At 58.2% G+C, this 14918-nt stretch carries 16 protein-coding genes; 7 read left to right on the plus strand and 9 right to left on the minus strand.

Going from position 1 to position 14918, the window contains the following annotated elements; all coding sequences use genetic code 11:
* The 3 genes from A4E33_RS11215 to uvrC all read right to left on the minus strand — a co-directional run.
* A partial coding sequence (locus A4E33_RS11215) for a response regulator (RefSeq protein WP_292348189.1) occupies positions 1 to 778 on the minus strand: 778 nt, incomplete at its 3' end.
* A 121-nt stretch (positions 779 to 899) separates the two neighbouring features.
* Complete coding sequence (locus tag A4E33_RS11220) at positions 900 to 1355, minus strand: hypothetical protein (RefSeq protein WP_292348191.1); 456 nt, start codon at positions 1353 to 1355, stop codon at positions 900 to 902.
* 82 nt (positions 1356 to 1437) lie between these two features.
* Entirely contained in the window at positions 1438 to 3015 is a 1578-nt protein-coding gene (uvrC, locus tag A4E33_RS11225) for an excinuclease ABC subunit UvrC (RefSeq protein WP_292348192.1), read from the minus strand.
* A gap of 155 nt (positions 3016 to 3170) precedes the next feature.
* Here uvrC and A4E33_RS11230 point away from each other — a divergent pair, with 155 nt between their 5' ends.
* Entirely contained in the window at positions 3171 to 3473 is a 303-nt protein-coding gene (locus tag A4E33_RS11230) for a tetratricopeptide repeat protein (RefSeq protein WP_292348194.1), read from the plus strand.
* Positions 3474 to 3787: 314 nt separating this feature from the next.
* On the opposite strand, the gene uvrA is transcribed toward A4E33_RS11230, so the two are convergent.
* Both uvrA and A4E33_RS11240 read right to left on the minus strand, forming a co-directional pair.
* Complete coding sequence (gene uvrA / locus A4E33_RS11235; protein WP_292348196.1) at positions 3788 to 6595, minus strand: excinuclease ABC subunit UvrA; 2808 nt, start codon at positions 6593 to 6595, stop codon at positions 3788 to 3790.
* A 471-nt stretch (positions 6596 to 7066) separates the two neighbouring features.
* The gene (locus A4E33_RS11240; protein WP_292348198.1) at positions 7067 to 7675 is read right to left on the minus strand and encodes a hypothetical protein; all 609 of its coding nucleotides are present in this window, start codon (positions 7673 to 7675) and stop codon (positions 7067 to 7069) included.
* A 338-nt stretch (positions 7676 to 8013) separates the two neighbouring features.
* Here A4E33_RS11240 and A4E33_RS11245 point away from each other — a divergent pair, with 338 nt between their 5' ends.
* The gene (locus tag A4E33_RS11245; protein ID WP_292348199.1) at positions 8014 to 8574 is read left to right on the plus strand and encodes a hypothetical protein; all 561 of its coding nucleotides are present in this window, start codon (positions 8014 to 8016) and stop codon (positions 8572 to 8574) included.
* Between the two features lie 25 nt (positions 8575 to 8599).
* On the opposite strand, the gene A4E33_RS11250 is transcribed toward A4E33_RS11245, so the two are convergent.
* Entirely contained in the window at positions 8600 to 8764 is a 165-nt protein-coding gene (locus A4E33_RS11250) for a hypothetical protein (RefSeq protein WP_292348201.1), read from the minus strand.
* Between the two features lie 3 nt (positions 8765 to 8767).
* Between A4E33_RS11250 and A4E33_RS11255 the strand changes: the two genes are divergently transcribed.
* A complete protein-coding gene (locus tag A4E33_RS11255) occupies positions 8768 to 9316 on the plus strand; it encodes a hypothetical protein (protein ID WP_292348203.1) in 549 nt (182 codons plus the stop codon).
* A 5-nt stretch (positions 9317 to 9321) separates the two neighbouring features.
* On the opposite strand, the gene A4E33_RS11260 is transcribed toward A4E33_RS11255, so the two are convergent.
* Positions 9322 to 10380 carry a hypothetical protein gene (locus A4E33_RS11260; protein WP_292348205.1) on the minus strand — a complete coding sequence of 353 codons (1059 nt, stop codon included), beginning with the start codon at positions 10378 to 10380 and terminating at the stop codon, positions 9322 to 9324.
* A gap of 219 nt (positions 10381 to 10599) precedes the next feature.
* On the opposite strand from A4E33_RS11260, the gene A4E33_RS11265 reads away from it, so the two are divergent.
* The 4 genes from A4E33_RS11265 to A4E33_RS11280 all read left to right on the plus strand — a co-directional run bounded on the left by A4E33_RS11265 (position 10600) and on the right by A4E33_RS11280 (position 12902).
* Positions 10600 to 11127, plus strand: a complete 528-nt coding sequence (locus A4E33_RS11265; protein WP_292348206.1) for an RDD family protein — start codon at positions 10600 to 10602, stop codon at positions 11125 to 11127.
* A 26-nt stretch (positions 11128 to 11153) separates the two neighbouring features.
* The gene (locus A4E33_RS11270; protein WP_292348208.1) at positions 11154 to 11573 is read left to right on the plus strand and encodes a cupredoxin domain-containing protein; all 420 of its coding nucleotides are present in this window, start codon (positions 11154 to 11156) and stop codon (positions 11571 to 11573) included.
* A gap of 78 nt (positions 11574 to 11651) precedes the next feature.
* Positions 11652 to 12026: a HEAT repeat domain-containing protein gene (locus tag A4E33_RS11275; protein WP_292348210.1), complete on the plus strand. Its 375-nt coding sequence runs from the start codon at positions 11652 to 11654 to the stop codon at positions 12024 to 12026.
* A 309-nt stretch (positions 12027 to 12335) separates the two neighbouring features.
* On the plus strand, positions 12336 to 12902 hold the full coding sequence (locus A4E33_RS11280) for a hypothetical protein (protein ID WP_292348212.1): 567 nt from the start codon (positions 12336 to 12338) through the stop codon (positions 12900 to 12902).
* 4 nt (positions 12903 to 12906) lie between these two features.
* Here A4E33_RS11280 and A4E33_RS11285 read toward each other — a convergent pair whose 3' ends face one another.
* The gene (locus A4E33_RS11285) at positions 12907 to 13887 is read right to left on the minus strand and encodes a histone deacetylase (RefSeq protein ID WP_292348214.1); all 981 of its coding nucleotides are present in this window, start codon (positions 13885 to 13887) and stop codon (positions 12907 to 12909) included.
* A gap of 482 nt (positions 13888 to 14369) precedes the next feature.
* Entirely contained in the window at positions 14370 to 14909 is a 540-nt protein-coding gene (locus tag A4E33_RS11290; RefSeq protein WP_292348215.1) for an archaemetzincin family Zn-dependent metalloprotease, read from the minus strand.
* Between the last annotated feature and the right edge of the window lie 9 nt (positions 14910 to 14918).

A 14918-nucleotide genomic window follows, 5' to 3' on the forward strand; every position in this document is an offset into this window, starting at 1 on the left:
CCCGCCGCTCGTGCAGGCGGCGGATGGTGGACACGTTGTTGATGATGACCGTGCTCTCATTGATGCTCGACTCCAGCCGGAGGGCAAGGGCTTTCTCCGTATCCCGGGATTTTCTCACCAGCAGTTCCGTGAGTGCCAGGGCACCGCTGTTCACGTTGTTGATGTCGTGGGTGATGATATCGAGATACAGGTTGGCCTCATCGTTTGCCTCGGCGAGTTTTTTCTGGGAGACCAGGAGCTCCTGGTGCTGGATCACCGCCGCTTCATAGGCCGAGAGCAGGAGCTCGATTACCTGCCGTCGGTCATGATAGATGGTGAATTTTTTTCCGGATAAAGGAAACTCGATCGGGGGTTCGGCAGGGGAGGTTCTTACCATCGCGTTCCGGTGGGAGAGGATCCTCTTCAGGCGGGAGACCAGGTACTCGCCCTGGTACGGTTTTGTAATGAAGTTGTCGGCCCCCGAGACCATGGCATAGATAACGTCCCTGCTGTTGGTCAGCATGGTGAGAAGGATGACCGGGATGTGCCGGAACCGTTCGTCATCCTTGACGGTCCGGCAGAACTCATACCCGTCCATGACCGGCATCACGATATCGCTGATGATGAGGTCCGGCTGAAGGGCATCGAGGAGATCCAGCGCCGCCCTCCCGTTCTCTGCAAGCGTGACCACATACCCGTGCATCTCCAGCGTATGTTTCAGCATCTCTGCCTGGGTGCGGCTGTCTTCGACAACAAGGATCTTCCGGGGACTGCTCTCTTCATTCTCCGGCGGATTCACGGCAGGGCTCCTGATATACGTTCATCCATGTCCCCAGATAAATGCATTTCGGGGATACGGCTGCATCTGTGATAGTTGCTGCGTCGATAAATGGGGGGGTATAATGAAGAACCCGGAATTTTTATGCCACCCGTATACCGGTCCAGGTAGGATCACCCTTTATGGTTTCGGCAAAGTCGGAGCCCTCGTAATCCCACCAGCCGGAAAAGGTCTTCCCGTCCGGTGCCATATCAAAGGCAACCGGCCCTTTGGATGCACCATTGTCCTCGGTCCAGGTCCCGCTCAGCCGGTTGCCCTGGACAGTGCCGGTGATGGTCCCGCCGTTATACTCGTACGATCCAGTCACCATATTCTTCGTCTGGACCAGCTCCATCCGGACATCGTGTCCGCCACCACTCCATGTGGTCATGAACGTTCCCGTCCACGACGTACCTGCCATACCGGTCGGTTCTGTTGCGGCCGGGGAGGCAGATCCCGACGAGCCGATCTTTGGCATGCCGGGGATACCTGTGCAGCCTGCGCTCAGGGCGGCACTGCACAGGACCAGAACCATCAGGATAACGGTCAGTCGTTTCATACAAAGTGCCGGATGGGAATTCCGGTAAAATATACTTATGGATCGGTGGACCCGCAGTGCCGCTGCTGCTCCGTATCTCCCGTTATTTCTTCCGCTGCGCTCTCTTCGCGCCGCCAAGCGACCGGCTGCGCAGCAGACGGTTGTATGCAATGGCAAAACGGTGTGCCTCGTCCCGTATCTCCTGCAGGAACCGGAGCGCCATTCCTTTCTTATCGAGCCTGCGGGGGAGCATCCCGCCGGGCAGGTAAACCTCCTCCTCGCGCTTGGCCAGCGCGATGATCGGGAGGGTGAGGCCGAGGTCTTCGAGAGCACCGATCGCTGCCGACAACTGGCCTTTACCGCCATCGATGATAATCAGATCCGGGAGCGATCCGCCTTCATCCGCGAGCCGGCGGTAGCGCCGCTGCACGACCTCGGCAATGGAGGCAAAATCGTCGATGCCCTCAACGGTCCGTATCTTAAACCGCCGGTATCCGCTCTTGTCCGGCGCGCCTCCACGGAACTGCACCATCGAACCGACCATGGAGGTCCCCGAGAGGTGCGAGATATCAAAGCATTCGATCACATCCGGGGGGTGTTCAAGGTCAAGACCAGCCTGCAGGTCCCGCACTTTCAGCTCGTTTTTCAGGAACGCCTGGTCGATATTCTTCTCTACCAGTTCGATGAGTTTCTTCTTCTCCCCCCGCTCCGGCACGGTCACCTGCACGGACCGTCCCTTCCGTTCTGTGAGATACTCCGCAACGCCTTCGCTGACCCCGCACGGAATGATAAGTTCCTGAGGGGGCGTCCGATCCGCATAGTAGAGAGCGAGAAATTCCTCAAAGAAGTCCTCGTGGTTGTCGAACGAGTACTCCTGCTTGCCGGAGAGGAGGCCCTTTTCAACCGAGAAGACCATCAGGTAGACGCGGTCGCCGGCAACCGTGTACGCGATGACGTCCTGGTCGGCATCCTTCGGCCGCTCGACATGCTGCCGCTCGGCAAGACCCTCGATTGCCACGATCTGGTTGCGGAGCATCAGCGCTTTCTCAAACTCCTGTTTTTTTGAATGTTCTGCCATCTCGGTTTTCAGCTGGATGAGCACGTCGCTGCTCTTTCCCCGGAGCAGGGCCGATGCCCGATCGGCCTGGAGCCGGTACTCCTCTTCGGTGACGGCCCCGATGCAGGGAGCGCTGCAGCTCTTCAGGTGGTGGCGGAGGCAGGCGCGTTTCGGCAGTTTCCGGCACGAGCGGAGGAAGAAAACCCGTTTTATCACCCGGAGGATGGCATCGCGTTCTGCTGCAGACACAAACGGGCCGAAATAGTGAGCGTCCCCGTTCCGTGTCTGCCGTGCGATGCCGATCCGCGGGAACGGTTCCTTCGTGATCTCGATGTAGGCGTACCGCTTCGCATCCTTGAGGTCGATGTTGTACTTCGGCTGGTGCTTTTTGATCAGGTTGTTCTCCAGCAGGAATGCCTCACTCTCGGTGTTCGTGACCATGAGGTCGACCGAATCGATGAGGGCGACGAGGTTTTTCGTCTTGGTATCGTGGTCCTTTTTCTGGAAATAACTGGTGACCCGTTTTCTGAGATCCTTTGCTTTCCCGACATAGAGGATCGTCCCGGCCACATCGGAGAAGAGATAACAGCCGGGGGAATGGGGGATTGTAGCAGGATCGATCATTGCTGTATAAACATCCGGCCGGGAAGTCTTAAGGATGGGGATAGGAGATCCTTCTCACCCGCGTCCGGAGGGCCCATAAGTTATATATAATATGAAGTATAATGAGGTCCTTTAGCACACCGGGTGCGCGTAGTTTCCAGCAGAAAGGGATCGGTATGGAATGGCTGTATTCAAAAGGGATTCCGATAGAAGCCCAGTACCTGTACCGGAAGGCACGGGAACTCGCCAGGCAGGGACAGCCCGGCATGGCGCTGAACTATTTCAGGCAGGCCATTGTTATCGCACCCCAGTATTCCCAGGCATATTACCAGATGGGCAACTGTCTTGCCCTGCTCGGGAAGTATCCCGAGGCGCTTGAAAAGTACGAGCGGGCAATCCGGATCGATCCGTCGGCGCCGAAGTTCCGTGAGACGATGGAACACATCCGGTCCCGGCAGGGGAATAATAAAAAAGAGTAACAACAGTGTGGCTCTGTCGAAAACCCGGGAGGAATGGTATCGGAGAGTGACGGAGCCACGGGCGCCCGGGGTTTGTCGACCCTCGCTGAGGAGATATGATGACGGGGGCTGATGCGCCATACCCCCATTATGATAGTTACCGCCGCCCCGAAGGGCGCCCCGCGGCGGCTTTGAATGACCGGTTTTCCCGGAACCTGCTCTGGCCCCGCCGTGTCTCGGAGAGGGCCTGAGGCAGGGAGCCCTCACAAATCCCGAATGTTTTTTTCTTGTTCGGGTGTAAAGCCCCTTCAGTCCGTTTCTGCAGAACCAACCATTCACGTTTTCTTCAGTATCTCTTTCAAAAACCCGCCCGTGTAGCTCCCTTTGGTTCCCGCCACCTCTTCGGGCGTGCCGGTTGCCACGATCCTGCCGCCGGCATCCCCGCCCTCGGGCCCGATATCGATGATGTGGTCGGCCGCCTTGATGACATCGAGGTTGTGCTCGATGACGACAACGGTGTTGCCCTTCTCCACGAGATCGTCGAGCACCTTGATCAGTTTCTTCGTGTCGTCGAAGTGAAGCCCGGTCGTGGGTTCGTCCAAGAGGTAGAGGGTCCTGCCGGTTGCCCGCTTCGCAAGCTCGCGGGTGAGCTTGATGCGCTGCGCTTCCCCGCCCGAGAGCGTTGTCGAGGACTGCCCGAGCTTGATGTAGTCGAGGCCCACGCGGGAGAGGGTCTCGAGTTTTGAACGGATGGACGGGATGTTCTCGAAGTGCTTCATCGCCTCTTCCACGCTCATGTCGAGGACATCGGCGATTGACTTCCCCTTGTACAGGACTTCCAGCGTCTCGCGGTTGTACCGCCTGCCCTTGCACTCCTCGCACTCAATGTACACGTCGGGGAGGAAGTTCATCTCGATCTTGATGAGCCCGTCCCCCTCGCAGGCCTCGCACCGGCCGCCGCGGATGTTGAACGAGAACCGGCCCGGTGCAAAGCCCCGCATCTTCGCATCCTTCGTCTCGGCAAAGACTGTGCGGATCTCGTCGAAAACTTTCGTGTAGGTCGCGGGGTTCGACCGTGGCGTTCTGCCAATCGGGGACTGGTCGATCACGATCACCTTGTCGATCGCGGCATCGAATATAATCCGGTCATGCCTGCCGGCCTGTTCACGCGACTGATGGAGGACCTGCATCATGCCCTTGTACAGCGTTTCTTCAACCAGCGTGGATTTTCCGCTGCCGGAGACCCCGGTGACAACGGTCAGAAGACCGATGGGGAATTTCGCATCGATCTTCTTGAGATTGTTCTCCCGGCACCCTTTGACCGTGATGTAGTACTCTGGTTTCCGGCGTTTCACGGGAACCTCGATCTTCTTTGCTCCGGAGAGGTACTGGCCGGTCAGGGACTTTTTGTTCTTCTCAATCTGCTTCGGGTTTCCTTCCGCAACGATGTGGCCGCCGTGCATGCCGGCGCCCGGGCCCATGTCGATCACGTGCTCGGCGGACCGGATCATGTCCTCGTCGTGCTCCACGACAAGCACTGTGTTCCCGAGATCGCGGAGGGCCCGCAGGGTCTCGATCAGTTTCCGGTTGTCACGCTGGTGGAGCCCGATGGAGGGTTCGTCCAGCACATAGAGAACGCCCATCAGGTTCGAACCGATCTGGGTGGCGAGCCGGATCCGCTGTGCTTCCCCGCCGGAGAGCGTCCCGGCGTTCCGGGAGAGGGTGAGGTATCCCAGGCCGACTTTCTCCAGAAAGTCGAGCCGGGACTGGATCTCCTTGATGATCTGGTGTGCGATCTCCCGCTCCTTATCGGTGAGTTTCAGGTTCCGGAACCAGGCGGCGCTTCCCGTGACCGACATATCAGTGACATCGATGATGGATTTGTTGTCAATCCGGACCGCGAGCACCTTGTCCTTGAGCCGCTTGCCATTGCAGGCCGGGCAGGGTGAGACCCGCATGTAGCTCTCGAGCTCGCGTTTCCGCCAGTCCGACTGGGTTTGGGCATAGAGCCGGGCTGTCTGCGGGAGGAGCCCTTCCCATTCCCCGGTGTGCGACCATTCGGCATCCCCGTTCCTCATGCTCATCTGGAACTTCATCCGCTTTGATGAGCCGAACATCAGGGCATTGTACTGCTCCATGGTGAGATCCTTGATGGGTGTCAGGACCGAGAAGCCGTAGTTCTTCGCAACCGTTGCGAGATACTGGCCCCGGAACCCGTCCATCGGGTTGCGGTACGGGGCGATGGCACCGTCAGCGATGCACCGCTCCTTATCCGGGATGATCAGGTCGGGGTCGAACTCCATTTTCACGCCGAGGCCATGGCACTCCTCGCAGGCCCCGAACGGGCTGTTGAACGAGAACATCCGCGGCTGGAGCTCCTCGAATGCCATCCCGCAGACCGGGCAGGCCATAAGGGACGAGTACGTGGACTCCTTCCCCGCTTCGTCGGCAACGAGCACGAGCCCCTCCGACTTCCTGAGGCAGTTCTCCACGGCTTCGGCAAGCCGGGAGCGGTCTGAGGAGTCGAGCCGGTCGATGACGATCTCGATGTCCTGCATCTTGTACCGGTCGAGCTTGATCTCCTCGTCGGTCCGGATGATCTTGCCGTTGACCCGGACACGGGCATAGCCTTCCTTGTTCAGATCCTTTAAAAGCTGCTGGTACGTTCCCTTCTTCTGCCGGACAACGGGAGCGAGGATCGTGACCTGGCCGGGGTGTTCGGCCGCGATCTGGTCGGCGATCTTATCGGGAGTCCGGGCCGCGATGGGGATGTTGTGCTCGGGGCAGAAGGGGGTCCCGATCCGGGCATAGAGGAGCCGGAGGTAATCGTAGATCTCGGTGACGGTCCCGACCGTGGACCGGGGGTTCTTGGAGGTCGTCTTCTGCTCTATCGATATTGCCGGCGAGAGGCCTTCGATGGAGTCCACGTCCGGCTTCTGCATGATGCCGAGGAACTGCCGGGCGTACGAGGAGAGAGATTCGACGTACCGGCGCTGGCCTTCGGCATAGAGCGTGTCGAACGCGAGCGTTGATTTGCCGGAACCGGAAACGCCGGTTATGACGACCAGCTTGTCCCGGGGGATCGTGACATTGATATTTTTGAGGTTGTGCTGGCGGGCACCTTTTATGATGATATCTTTCATGCTGTGTGCTCAGACAATCAGCTCCGGTAGTTAAAGGAGTAAGGTTCGGGGCATGAAAGTGAAGATCGCGGAATAGTGTCGGATGCCGGTCTGTGTCACCCAATCGCGGCGGGGTTTTCAATGCAGAACCGGAACCCGGTCATCCGGTTCAGTCGATCCAGGGATCTTTCGTCAGAGTGAAATCTCCTGATTCCCGGCCATTCCCGGTGCCTTCAGTACTCAGAGGATGACGGCACTATCCCAACCGGGTCCGCCCGCTCCGTAATATCTCCGGACCGCAGGGATACAACGGATACCCGTACAGGAACCGGCGGGAATGATCTTCCGGAGATGCGATTGGCCGGCCAGTCCCTCACGAATCCCCGTATAATGATGATCGGGACCCGGGGAAACGCCTGCCTGAGGAAGATACCCGTTCCAGACATAACAGACTGTCAGGAGTGCTGTTTTAACGGGAGAAAAAAGGTTGGTTTATCTGGTCCTCTTGATGAGGAATACGAGTCCGATGAGACCTGCGATCATGGTCACCGGCAGGATTGCTGATGGAAATTCGGGAACACTGGAGGTGGGACAGGCTCCGGGCTGCACCATGATATATCCTCGGCCCGCGGGAAATCCGGCAACGGTTGTCAGGGTGATTGAATGCTCCTGGCCACCTGCCATGGTCCACCATCCCTTGCTGAACCTTTCGTCAGCAAATGTAACAACGGGATCACCAATTTCCGGAACAAGATTATATGCCGGAACAGGGTTGGTTGTTCCGATGACAGCTTCATTGTCAGCGACTTCGAATACGTCCCCGGGATCATAGGCATCCGTAACATACAGGCAGGTGTCTTCCCGTGAGTAAAACGTAAACGGCCCGTCACTGCTTGGTGCAGGAAGTGCGCCACCCCAGAAAAATGCCGGGGGTACACTGCTTGTTTCGTACCACATGCTTCCAATGGGAAGAACAACCGGACCGGACAATGTTTCCAGTGCGGCTTTCGGGGCTGCAACAGCCATACCATTTTCAGCGCTGACTGTTCCGATCATCAGAATGACAAGAACGAACAGAACACACACGATCCATTTTTTCATCTTCAATCAACTCCGTTCTGATAGAGGCATTTACATGCTGCAGTGCACAGGTTAGTGTCTAACCGGTTTTGTCCTGATTTTTCATGCAGCCTGAAATGTCAATAGGATTAATATATATTAGAAAGAGTGCGAGGCGCCGGTGCATGGCATCGTACCCGGGTACTCTTGCCGGGAGAAATTATCCGGAAAAATTGTGATACGATTGTCTGATTCACCGGAACTGCAGGGTGCCGGTTCGACAGGGAAGAAAATTCCCCGTTCCACCCATCCCCCGTTTTCTTTTCGATGCAGGCATCCACCATAAAACATTTAACATGCCGGATATCCACACTCAGATTGTGAACAGATTCCTGCTCAGTAACAGCCCTCGGCACCATTCCGGCAGGAGACCGCGTGCGGATCTTTTACCAGCTCTTGCGGCTGCCGCGTTCTTCCTGCTCCTTGTCCTCCCGGCAATGGCGACCGCTCCCTCAAACATCACCATCACCTACAACCCGGATATGCACCGGCTCTTCGTCACCGTCACCCACCCGACCGAAAACCCGGAGACGCATTACATCCGCGGGGTACAGGTGAAGATCAATGGTGAGGTCATCAGTGATCCCGTATACAAAAACCAGACCGGCAGGACAAGCTTTACGAGAACGTACGACGTGATGGCAAATCCGGGGGACTCCGTCTGGGTTGTCGCAACATGCATCCAGGGCCAGTCACTCGAAGCTCATACTGAAATCCGGAAGCCGGGCTCTGCACCTGCACCGGTAAAAACCGCTTCCCCATCAAGCGTAACTTTTCCTCCTGCAACCGCTGCAGCACCGGCAGCCGCACAGACAACCTATGCTGATGCAGGTCTCTTTCCCCTTTTCGGGGCTGCCGTGGTGCTGATACTGCGAAAATAACATTTTTTCAGGTACCCCGGTTTTTTCAGGGCGTGGAGTTCTCTCCTCCTGATGAGGTTTTTAAAATTTTTTTCCTGACCTGCCTTATCTCTGCTCTCCATAATGAAACACCCCGAAGAACCCTGCGGGTTCTTCTTCTGTCCCGGGCCTGATGGCCCTCAACATTTAACATGCAGTATGCTGCGATCATGATATGGGATCCGTCATGAACAATTATCCCGATTCTCCCCGTGTGCGGGGCAGGCTGCGCATCTCCGCGGCTGCCGTCCTGCTCCTTGCTCTTGCAGCATCCCTTGCTGCAACACCCGCTGCCGCCCATGCAGCAACGGGTATGGACATCTCGTATAACTTCACCACCGCGAAGATATACATCACGGTCACTCACCCGGTCGATGACCCGGCAACCCATTACCTCAAGACGGTAAGGGTCAGGCTGAACGGCGCTGTCATCAGCGACCCCGATTACAAGAGCCAGCCGACAACGAACACGTTCACGCATTCCTACGACGTAAACGCCCGCACCGGCGATGTTATCGATGTCACCGCGATCTGCAGCCGGGGCGGGACGCTCGAGAAGTCATACAAAATCCCGGAGCCGGCCCGCATCGTGACATCGCCCCAGGTCCCGTCGACCTACACAACCCCGCCCCCCACAGATGCCCGGACAACAGCACAATCATCCCCGGGCATCCTGCCCCTGATTGGGGCTGCGGCTGCGGTGCTCGTAATGAAAAGGGAGTAACTTTTTTACCGGTCGCTGCCGCCCCGGCGCTCTTCCCAGGGAATATCGGCGCTCCGGCCCCGGGAGAGTTTCTTGCCCCGTTCGCGTTCGGAATTTCCAAACCGTTCGTCGAGCGGAATCTCAGCACTCTTCCCGCGGGAGAGCGGTTCATTATCCCGAAGGGAACTCCCGAGCCGTTCCTCGAGCGGAATCTCGGCGCTCCGGCCCCGGGAAAGCCCATCGGTCCCGTCGCGATCCCGGCGCTCCTCGAACGGGATCTCCCGGCTCTGCCTGGACAGGATCCGCTGCCCCCTGGAGTCCCTGGCAGCAGGAGCATCGGCATCCGCGATGAAATCGATGTCTGCGGTCTCCTCATTCCCCCGCGCTTTCCGTGCATCCTTGCGGATACCCTGAATCTTTGCAGGTTTCCCCGGGGCGGCAGGGCGGGTAAACGCAAACGGACTCCGCCCCGGTGCAGGAGCACCCTCCCGGCGGATCTCGGCTACACGGTCATTCGTGTGCTCGTCCCGGTCCTTTCCGCTCCACTCGGTGAATACCAGGAACTGGAGGAACGCATCCGGATCCCGGAAGAGCAATGCCCCCCGGTCAGCGAAGACGATAGTCCGCTCGATATCCCCGTAGTACCCTCCTTTCCGTATGGTGATGCTCTCACCGCGGGGATCGAACTGGAACACGCGCCCGATCTCGCCGTGCCGGCCCCACGCGGTCTCGGTAACGCCATCGTCCTCGAATGCGATGACCTGGCCGACCGCGCCATAGTCCCCGCCCTCCCGGACGGCGATCCGCCGGCCTCCTTCCTCGTACCGGAATGTCCGGGGCCGTTCGCCGAACGCAAAGGTCTCCTCGAGCATCCCGTACCTGTCGAAGATAAATCTCCGGAGGATGGTCTCCTGCTTCCTGGGATCGCGCTCGGTCATGATATTGGCTGAGGGATCGAACAGGTACAGCCGTTTGACCATTTTTTTCGTATCAAGGACCCGTACACCGCCGCCGCCGTACTGGTAATAGCGGGAGACCGGATCCCGTCTCGTGCCGGCATATTCCGTTATGAGCGTGTCTTCCATCCTGTATTCACATCCCGGTTCCGTCGTTGATGAAGGTTTTTTGTCTGCCGAGAAATAGTTTCTCTCACATAACGGTCATGGACCAATTTTCCCATGGACTCCGGCACTGTTCGAGATGTCGAAGAATGTTTCGCGTTCTTCTCCTGCCTCATCCCTTCGGGATTCGGCATGGACAAATAACAACATTCATTCATCCCTGCTGCAAATACAGCTGCTGGAATGTCTGAAGAGGTACCACTCCCGGAACCGGCTTCCGTCACGGAACCCGCGACCGTATCTCCGGAAAAAACCCTGTATCTCGGTAAATGGGATACCCGCTTCTGGGCCTGGCTCATCGATTTCATCCTCGTCATCCTCTTCCTCAATATCATCCGCGGGCTCTTCGATCCCTTCTGGAAGCTCCCGCTGCTCTGGGACTACCGCAACTGGGAGTTCTTTGCCATCTGGTTCGAGACCATCGTCTTCTTTGCCTACTGGACGGTGATGGAAGGGTTCCGGGGCCAGTCCATCGGCAAGATGGTGATGAACCTCAGGGTTGTCAGCCGCGACGGTTCGAAGATCAATTACACGACTGCGGCAATCGAGAGTTTCGGCAAGGCATTCCTCCTGCCCCTCGACTGCCTCATCGGCTGGCTCGGGATGCCGGGGACCAAGCTCCGGGTCTTCAACCGGATCTCCAACACCATCGTCATCAAGACGGATTACCGGGAGCCGGCCGGAATCCTGTACGTGAAAGAAAAGGAATAACTACCCCGGCTCCTACTCTATTTTTCATGCGAAAAGTATCCATCCTGCTTATCCTTGTCATCTGCATGGCGATCATCTGCGGCTGCACGATGCCGGCCACAACTCCCGCAGCTCAGCCAACGGCGGTCCCTGCGGCCCCGGCCGCTGTCCAGCCTGCTGCACCGGCCGCTTCCGGAGAGACTGCGGAGATCAGCATCATCGCTTCGGCGTTCGATCCGGCTATCCTGAATATCAACAGGGGCACGACGGTCATCTGGACCAACGATGACCGCATCAACCACCGCGTCGAACACCTGCCCGAATTACCAAGTGACAGGCTGCTTTTCCGTTCGGAATCTCTCTCCCCGGGCCAGAGTTTCAGGTATACGTTCACCCAGGCAGGCAGGTACAAGTACAGCGACCCGCAGCAGGCAGGCGGCCGCACGGCCCTCATCATCGTCACGTAAAATACCGGACAGTGGGAGGGTACTTCCCGTCCCCTTCCGCAGGTCTGTGAATCCGCGGGATGATTCAGGTCCCCTGCCATGGACGATGCTGATGATAATACACCGGATAACCGTCTGACAGATCAGCCGGATAATCATTCAGCCCGGAACAGTGCACGCCTTGAACATTTCATCGCCATGCTCTCCGATGACGATGAGGTGAGCCGGTGGAAAGCTGCCGAGGCGCTCGGCAGGATCGGGGATCCGGCAGCCGTGGACGAACTCATCGGCGCCCTGTGGGACGACAACGCGAATGTCCGGATGAAAGCCGCATGGGCGCTGGGGCAGATCGGCGATCGCCGGGCATACGCCCCGCTCAAGCGCCTCTACCGGATGGAGACCGAGCGGACGAAGGAGATCATCGAAGAGGCGCTCGAACGGATCCGGCGGGGGATTGCGGGCGGGGAGCGGTGAGAGCGAGATCACTTTTCCATTTTTATTGAGAATTATTCAGGAATATTCTGACGCTCTCGGGGGCTCCGCTTCGCTCTGCCCCCGCCGCCGGGGCAGCCCCCGCATTGCGATATTCACTCAGAAGGTTAGTGCAATCTGTCACACGATCAGGGATACCGGTAATACAGAGATATCGCATGCGCCCCCGCACCCCGCAACGGGGGGCAGGGCTGGTGCAGGGGGGCTATCGGTTTAACGGGATTCCACTCTTCTTCCCGGCACCATCCCAACGATTATCCCCTTTCCGGCAAGAAGAGCATTAAGAGATCCATGGCCGACATCGAATCGCTGTACCGGAAAGAAGGGGACGTTGTCCTCATCGAGATCCAGCTCTCATCGGTCCTCCAGCTCTTCAACTCGTACGATCCCGCGCCATTCCATGAGAAGGAACTCGACAGTGCTGCAGAGCACTACATCGTGGACACGGTGAAGGACTTTTCCCGGAAGACGCAGTTCAGGATCATCGTCTACCTCCCACCGGAACTCGCGGAAAGCGAACGGGCTCATCACATCCCCGAGGCAATACGGAACCATTTTGCCTACAGGGTCCTGGTCCAGGACCGAAAGTTCCGTGAGCGGTTCCGGCATGGCAGGTGGGCCCTCCTCACCGGCCTCACGTTCCTTGCCATTGCGCTCCTTGCACGACAGGAGCTCCCTCCCTACATCGAAAGCCAGCTCCTTGCCGACATTGTTGCCGATGCCCTTTTAATTATCGGCTGGGCTGCCATGTGGGAGCCTATCACCGTCCTGCTCTATGAACTCTGGCCGATGATCCGGCAGAAGCAGGTCTATGAGAAGCTGAGTACCATGCCAATTGAGATCCGGCCCCGGGCCTGATCGTTCATCCTATGTGATGTACCTTTTTTAACAGCGCAGCCAGTTTTTTCGTGCTGTCCCGCACAGTCCCCTGCACGGGTACCTCCACCGGTTTTTCCAGTGCCGCGAATATATGGGAGATCGCTTCCCCGTGCGACGGCCCGTACCCGCCTTCCAGCACCAGGGCGAGCGGGCAGCCGGGGCGGAGGAGGAGCGAGGTCAGCACGCGGAAATCATCAGGAAAGACCGAGAGGCCTCCAAGCGGGTCGTCGAAAAGGATGTCCTGCCCTGCCGAGACGATCAGGAAGTCCGGCCTGAACCGCTCCAGCACGGGAACAAAGACCTCCGAGAATACATGGGCGATATCGGCACCGGTCGATCCGGTTTCGACCGGTGCATTGACTGTGAATCCCTTGCCGGTCCCGTTCCCGACCTCGTCTACCGATCCGGTATAGGGGAAATGGTGCTCCTGATGTACGGAGCAGTACAGGACGCGGTTCGAGAGGTAGAAGGCATGCTGGGTGCCGTTGCCGTGGTGGACATCCCAGTCCACGATGGCCACACGGTCAGCGCTCTTCAGTGCATGGGCAGCGGCAATCGCCACGTTGTTGAGGAGGCAGAATCCCATGGCGCGGGAATGCTCCGCGTGGTGGCCGGGCGGGCGGACAAACGCGAACGCGTGGCTGCCGTCACGGGCCCGGTTGACCGCAGCGATCGCCCCGCCGGCGGCATGCAGGGCAGCATCGTACGAAAAGCGGGTGATGTAGGTGTCGCTGTCCAGGTGTGAGAGGGTTATTGTCTCGAGGCAGCGCTGACGGAGGTGCTCCGTGTAATGCGGAGCATGGATCCTGTGGACCTCTTCCAGGGTCGCCGGTTCCGGTATTTCGGGAGAGGTGCCGGCCGGGACGCCGGCAAGTGCCTGGAGGAGGCGGGCGTGGCACTCCGGGTGGGCCGGGCTGTCGTGGCCGGCACAGGCGGGATCGACAATGACGGAACAGCGTCCCATGGCGGTTTCACCTCATGCAGGAATACATGGTTTTCTTCCTGCCGGTAATTCAATGTACGCAAAGCCGGCGGGATCGCCGTGGAAAGCATTGTAAAAAGAAAACCACTTCTGATGAAACGGCCATGAACAGATATCGTTTATACCGGAATGATGAAAATCGGTTAAACATTCTGAATTCCTATGAGTGCTCCCCGCCTCAGGGCCTCTCCGAGGCACGGCGGGGCCAGAGCAGTTTCCGGGAAAAGGCATTGAAGGCCGCCGCGGGAGCGCCCCCGCGGGGGCGGCGGCACCTATCATAAAGGGGGTATGGGAGCATCAGCCCCCATCATCATTCCTGTAGCGAAAATTTGTTAAAATTTTATCAGATTTTTCAATGCTTGTGATTTCTGAAATTATACCCGTTTTCATATGAAACATATATGAACTCCCGTTCAGTCCCGTTCCCGGGTGCAAAAACGAAACCGGCAGAAAAAGAGAACCGGTTACAAGGCGCCCGTCACCGCATCGAGCTTCTCGCGGCAGGAAGGGCAGAGCACCTTCTTCTTCCGGTCGAGCTCGTCCAGCGTATCGGGTCTGAACATGACACATTCCGGGTCGCTGCAATGGGGAAGCCCGAGGAGGTGGCCGATCTCGTGCGCCCCTTCCTTGGCAATCCGGTCGATATGATCGTCGTCGCTGCCGGCACGGCCGTAATACTCGTTGCCGAGCCGGGCTGTCGAGACGACCCCGGCCCCGACCGATTCACGGGCAAGGCCGAAGACAAAACTGTCGCTGTTCCGGAAAAGGTCCTGGGGCACGACCAGGAGCACCGGTTCCATCATCAGGTGCCTGCGTTTGTATGCCTGGATGCTGTCGAGGAGTGCCTGCGCGTCAACCTGCCTGCGGGCAGTCACGTATCCCATGATCCGGACCGGGTTCTCCGTCAGTTCTGTCCGGATATTCAGGATAGATTCGATAAGGCGCTTGACCGGCATCTGGTAGCCGTCAGGGGACTGGCTATCCCAAAAAATATGCACACGCATTGCTATACT

The organism is Methanoregula sp. PtaB.Bin085 (assembly GCF_002067035.1).
GTDB lineage: Archaea > Halobacteriota > Methanomicrobia > Methanomicrobiales > Methanospirillaceae > Methanoregula.

Excerpts from the sequence above, each read along its gene's own strand:
- A4E33_RS11220 (WP_292348191.1), bottom strand. The coding sequence starts at position 1,355 with ATGAAACGACTGACCGTTATCCTGATGGTTCTGGTCCTGTGCAGTGCC.
- uvrC (WP_292348192.1), bottom strand. The coding sequence starts at position 3,015 with ATGATCGATCCTGCTACAATCCCCCATTCCCCCGGCTGTTATCTCTTC.
- A4E33_RS11230 (WP_292348194.1), top strand. The coding sequence starts at position 3,171 with ATGGAATGGCTGTATTCAAAAGGGATTCCGATAGAAGCCCAGTACCTG.
- uvrA (WP_292348196.1), bottom strand. The coding sequence starts at position 6,595 with ATGAAAGATATCATCATAAAAGGTGCCCGCCAGCACAACCTCAAAAAT.
- A4E33_RS11240 (WP_292348198.1), bottom strand. The coding sequence starts at position 7,675 with ATGAAAAAATGGATCGTGTGTGTTCTGTTCGTTCTTGTCATTCTGATG.
- A4E33_RS11250 (WP_292348201.1), bottom strand. The coding sequence starts at position 8,764 with ATGATCGCAGCATACTGCATGTTAAATGTTGAGGGCCATCAGGCCCGG.
- A4E33_RS11255 (WP_292348203.1), top strand. The coding sequence starts at position 8,768 with ATGGGATCCGTCATGAACAATTATCCCGATTCTCCCCGTGTGCGGGGC.
- A4E33_RS11260 (WP_292348205.1), bottom strand. The coding sequence starts at position 10,380 with ATGGAAGACACGCTCATAACGGAATATGCCGGCACGAGACGGGATCCG.
- A4E33_RS11265 (WP_292348206.1), top strand. The coding sequence starts at position 10,600 with ATGTCTGAAGAGGTACCACTCCCGGAACCGGCTTCCGTCACGGAACCC.
- A4E33_RS11270 (WP_292348208.1), top strand. The coding sequence starts at position 11,154 with ATGCGAAAAGTATCCATCCTGCTTATCCTTGTCATCTGCATGGCGATC.
- A4E33_RS11275 (WP_292348210.1), top strand. The coding sequence starts at position 11,652 with ATGGACGATGCTGATGATAATACACCGGATAACCGTCTGACAGATCAG.
- A4E33_RS11280 (WP_292348212.1), top strand. The coding sequence starts at position 12,336 with ATGGCCGACATCGAATCGCTGTACCGGAAAGAAGGGGACGTTGTCCTC.
- A4E33_RS11285 (WP_292348214.1), bottom strand. The coding sequence starts at position 13,887 with ATGGGACGCTGTTCCGTCATTGTCGATCCCGCCTGTGCCGGCCACGAC.
- A4E33_RS11290 (WP_292348215.1), bottom strand. The coding sequence starts at position 14,909 with ATGCGTGTGCATATTTTTTGGGATAGCCAGTCCCCTGACGGCTACCAG.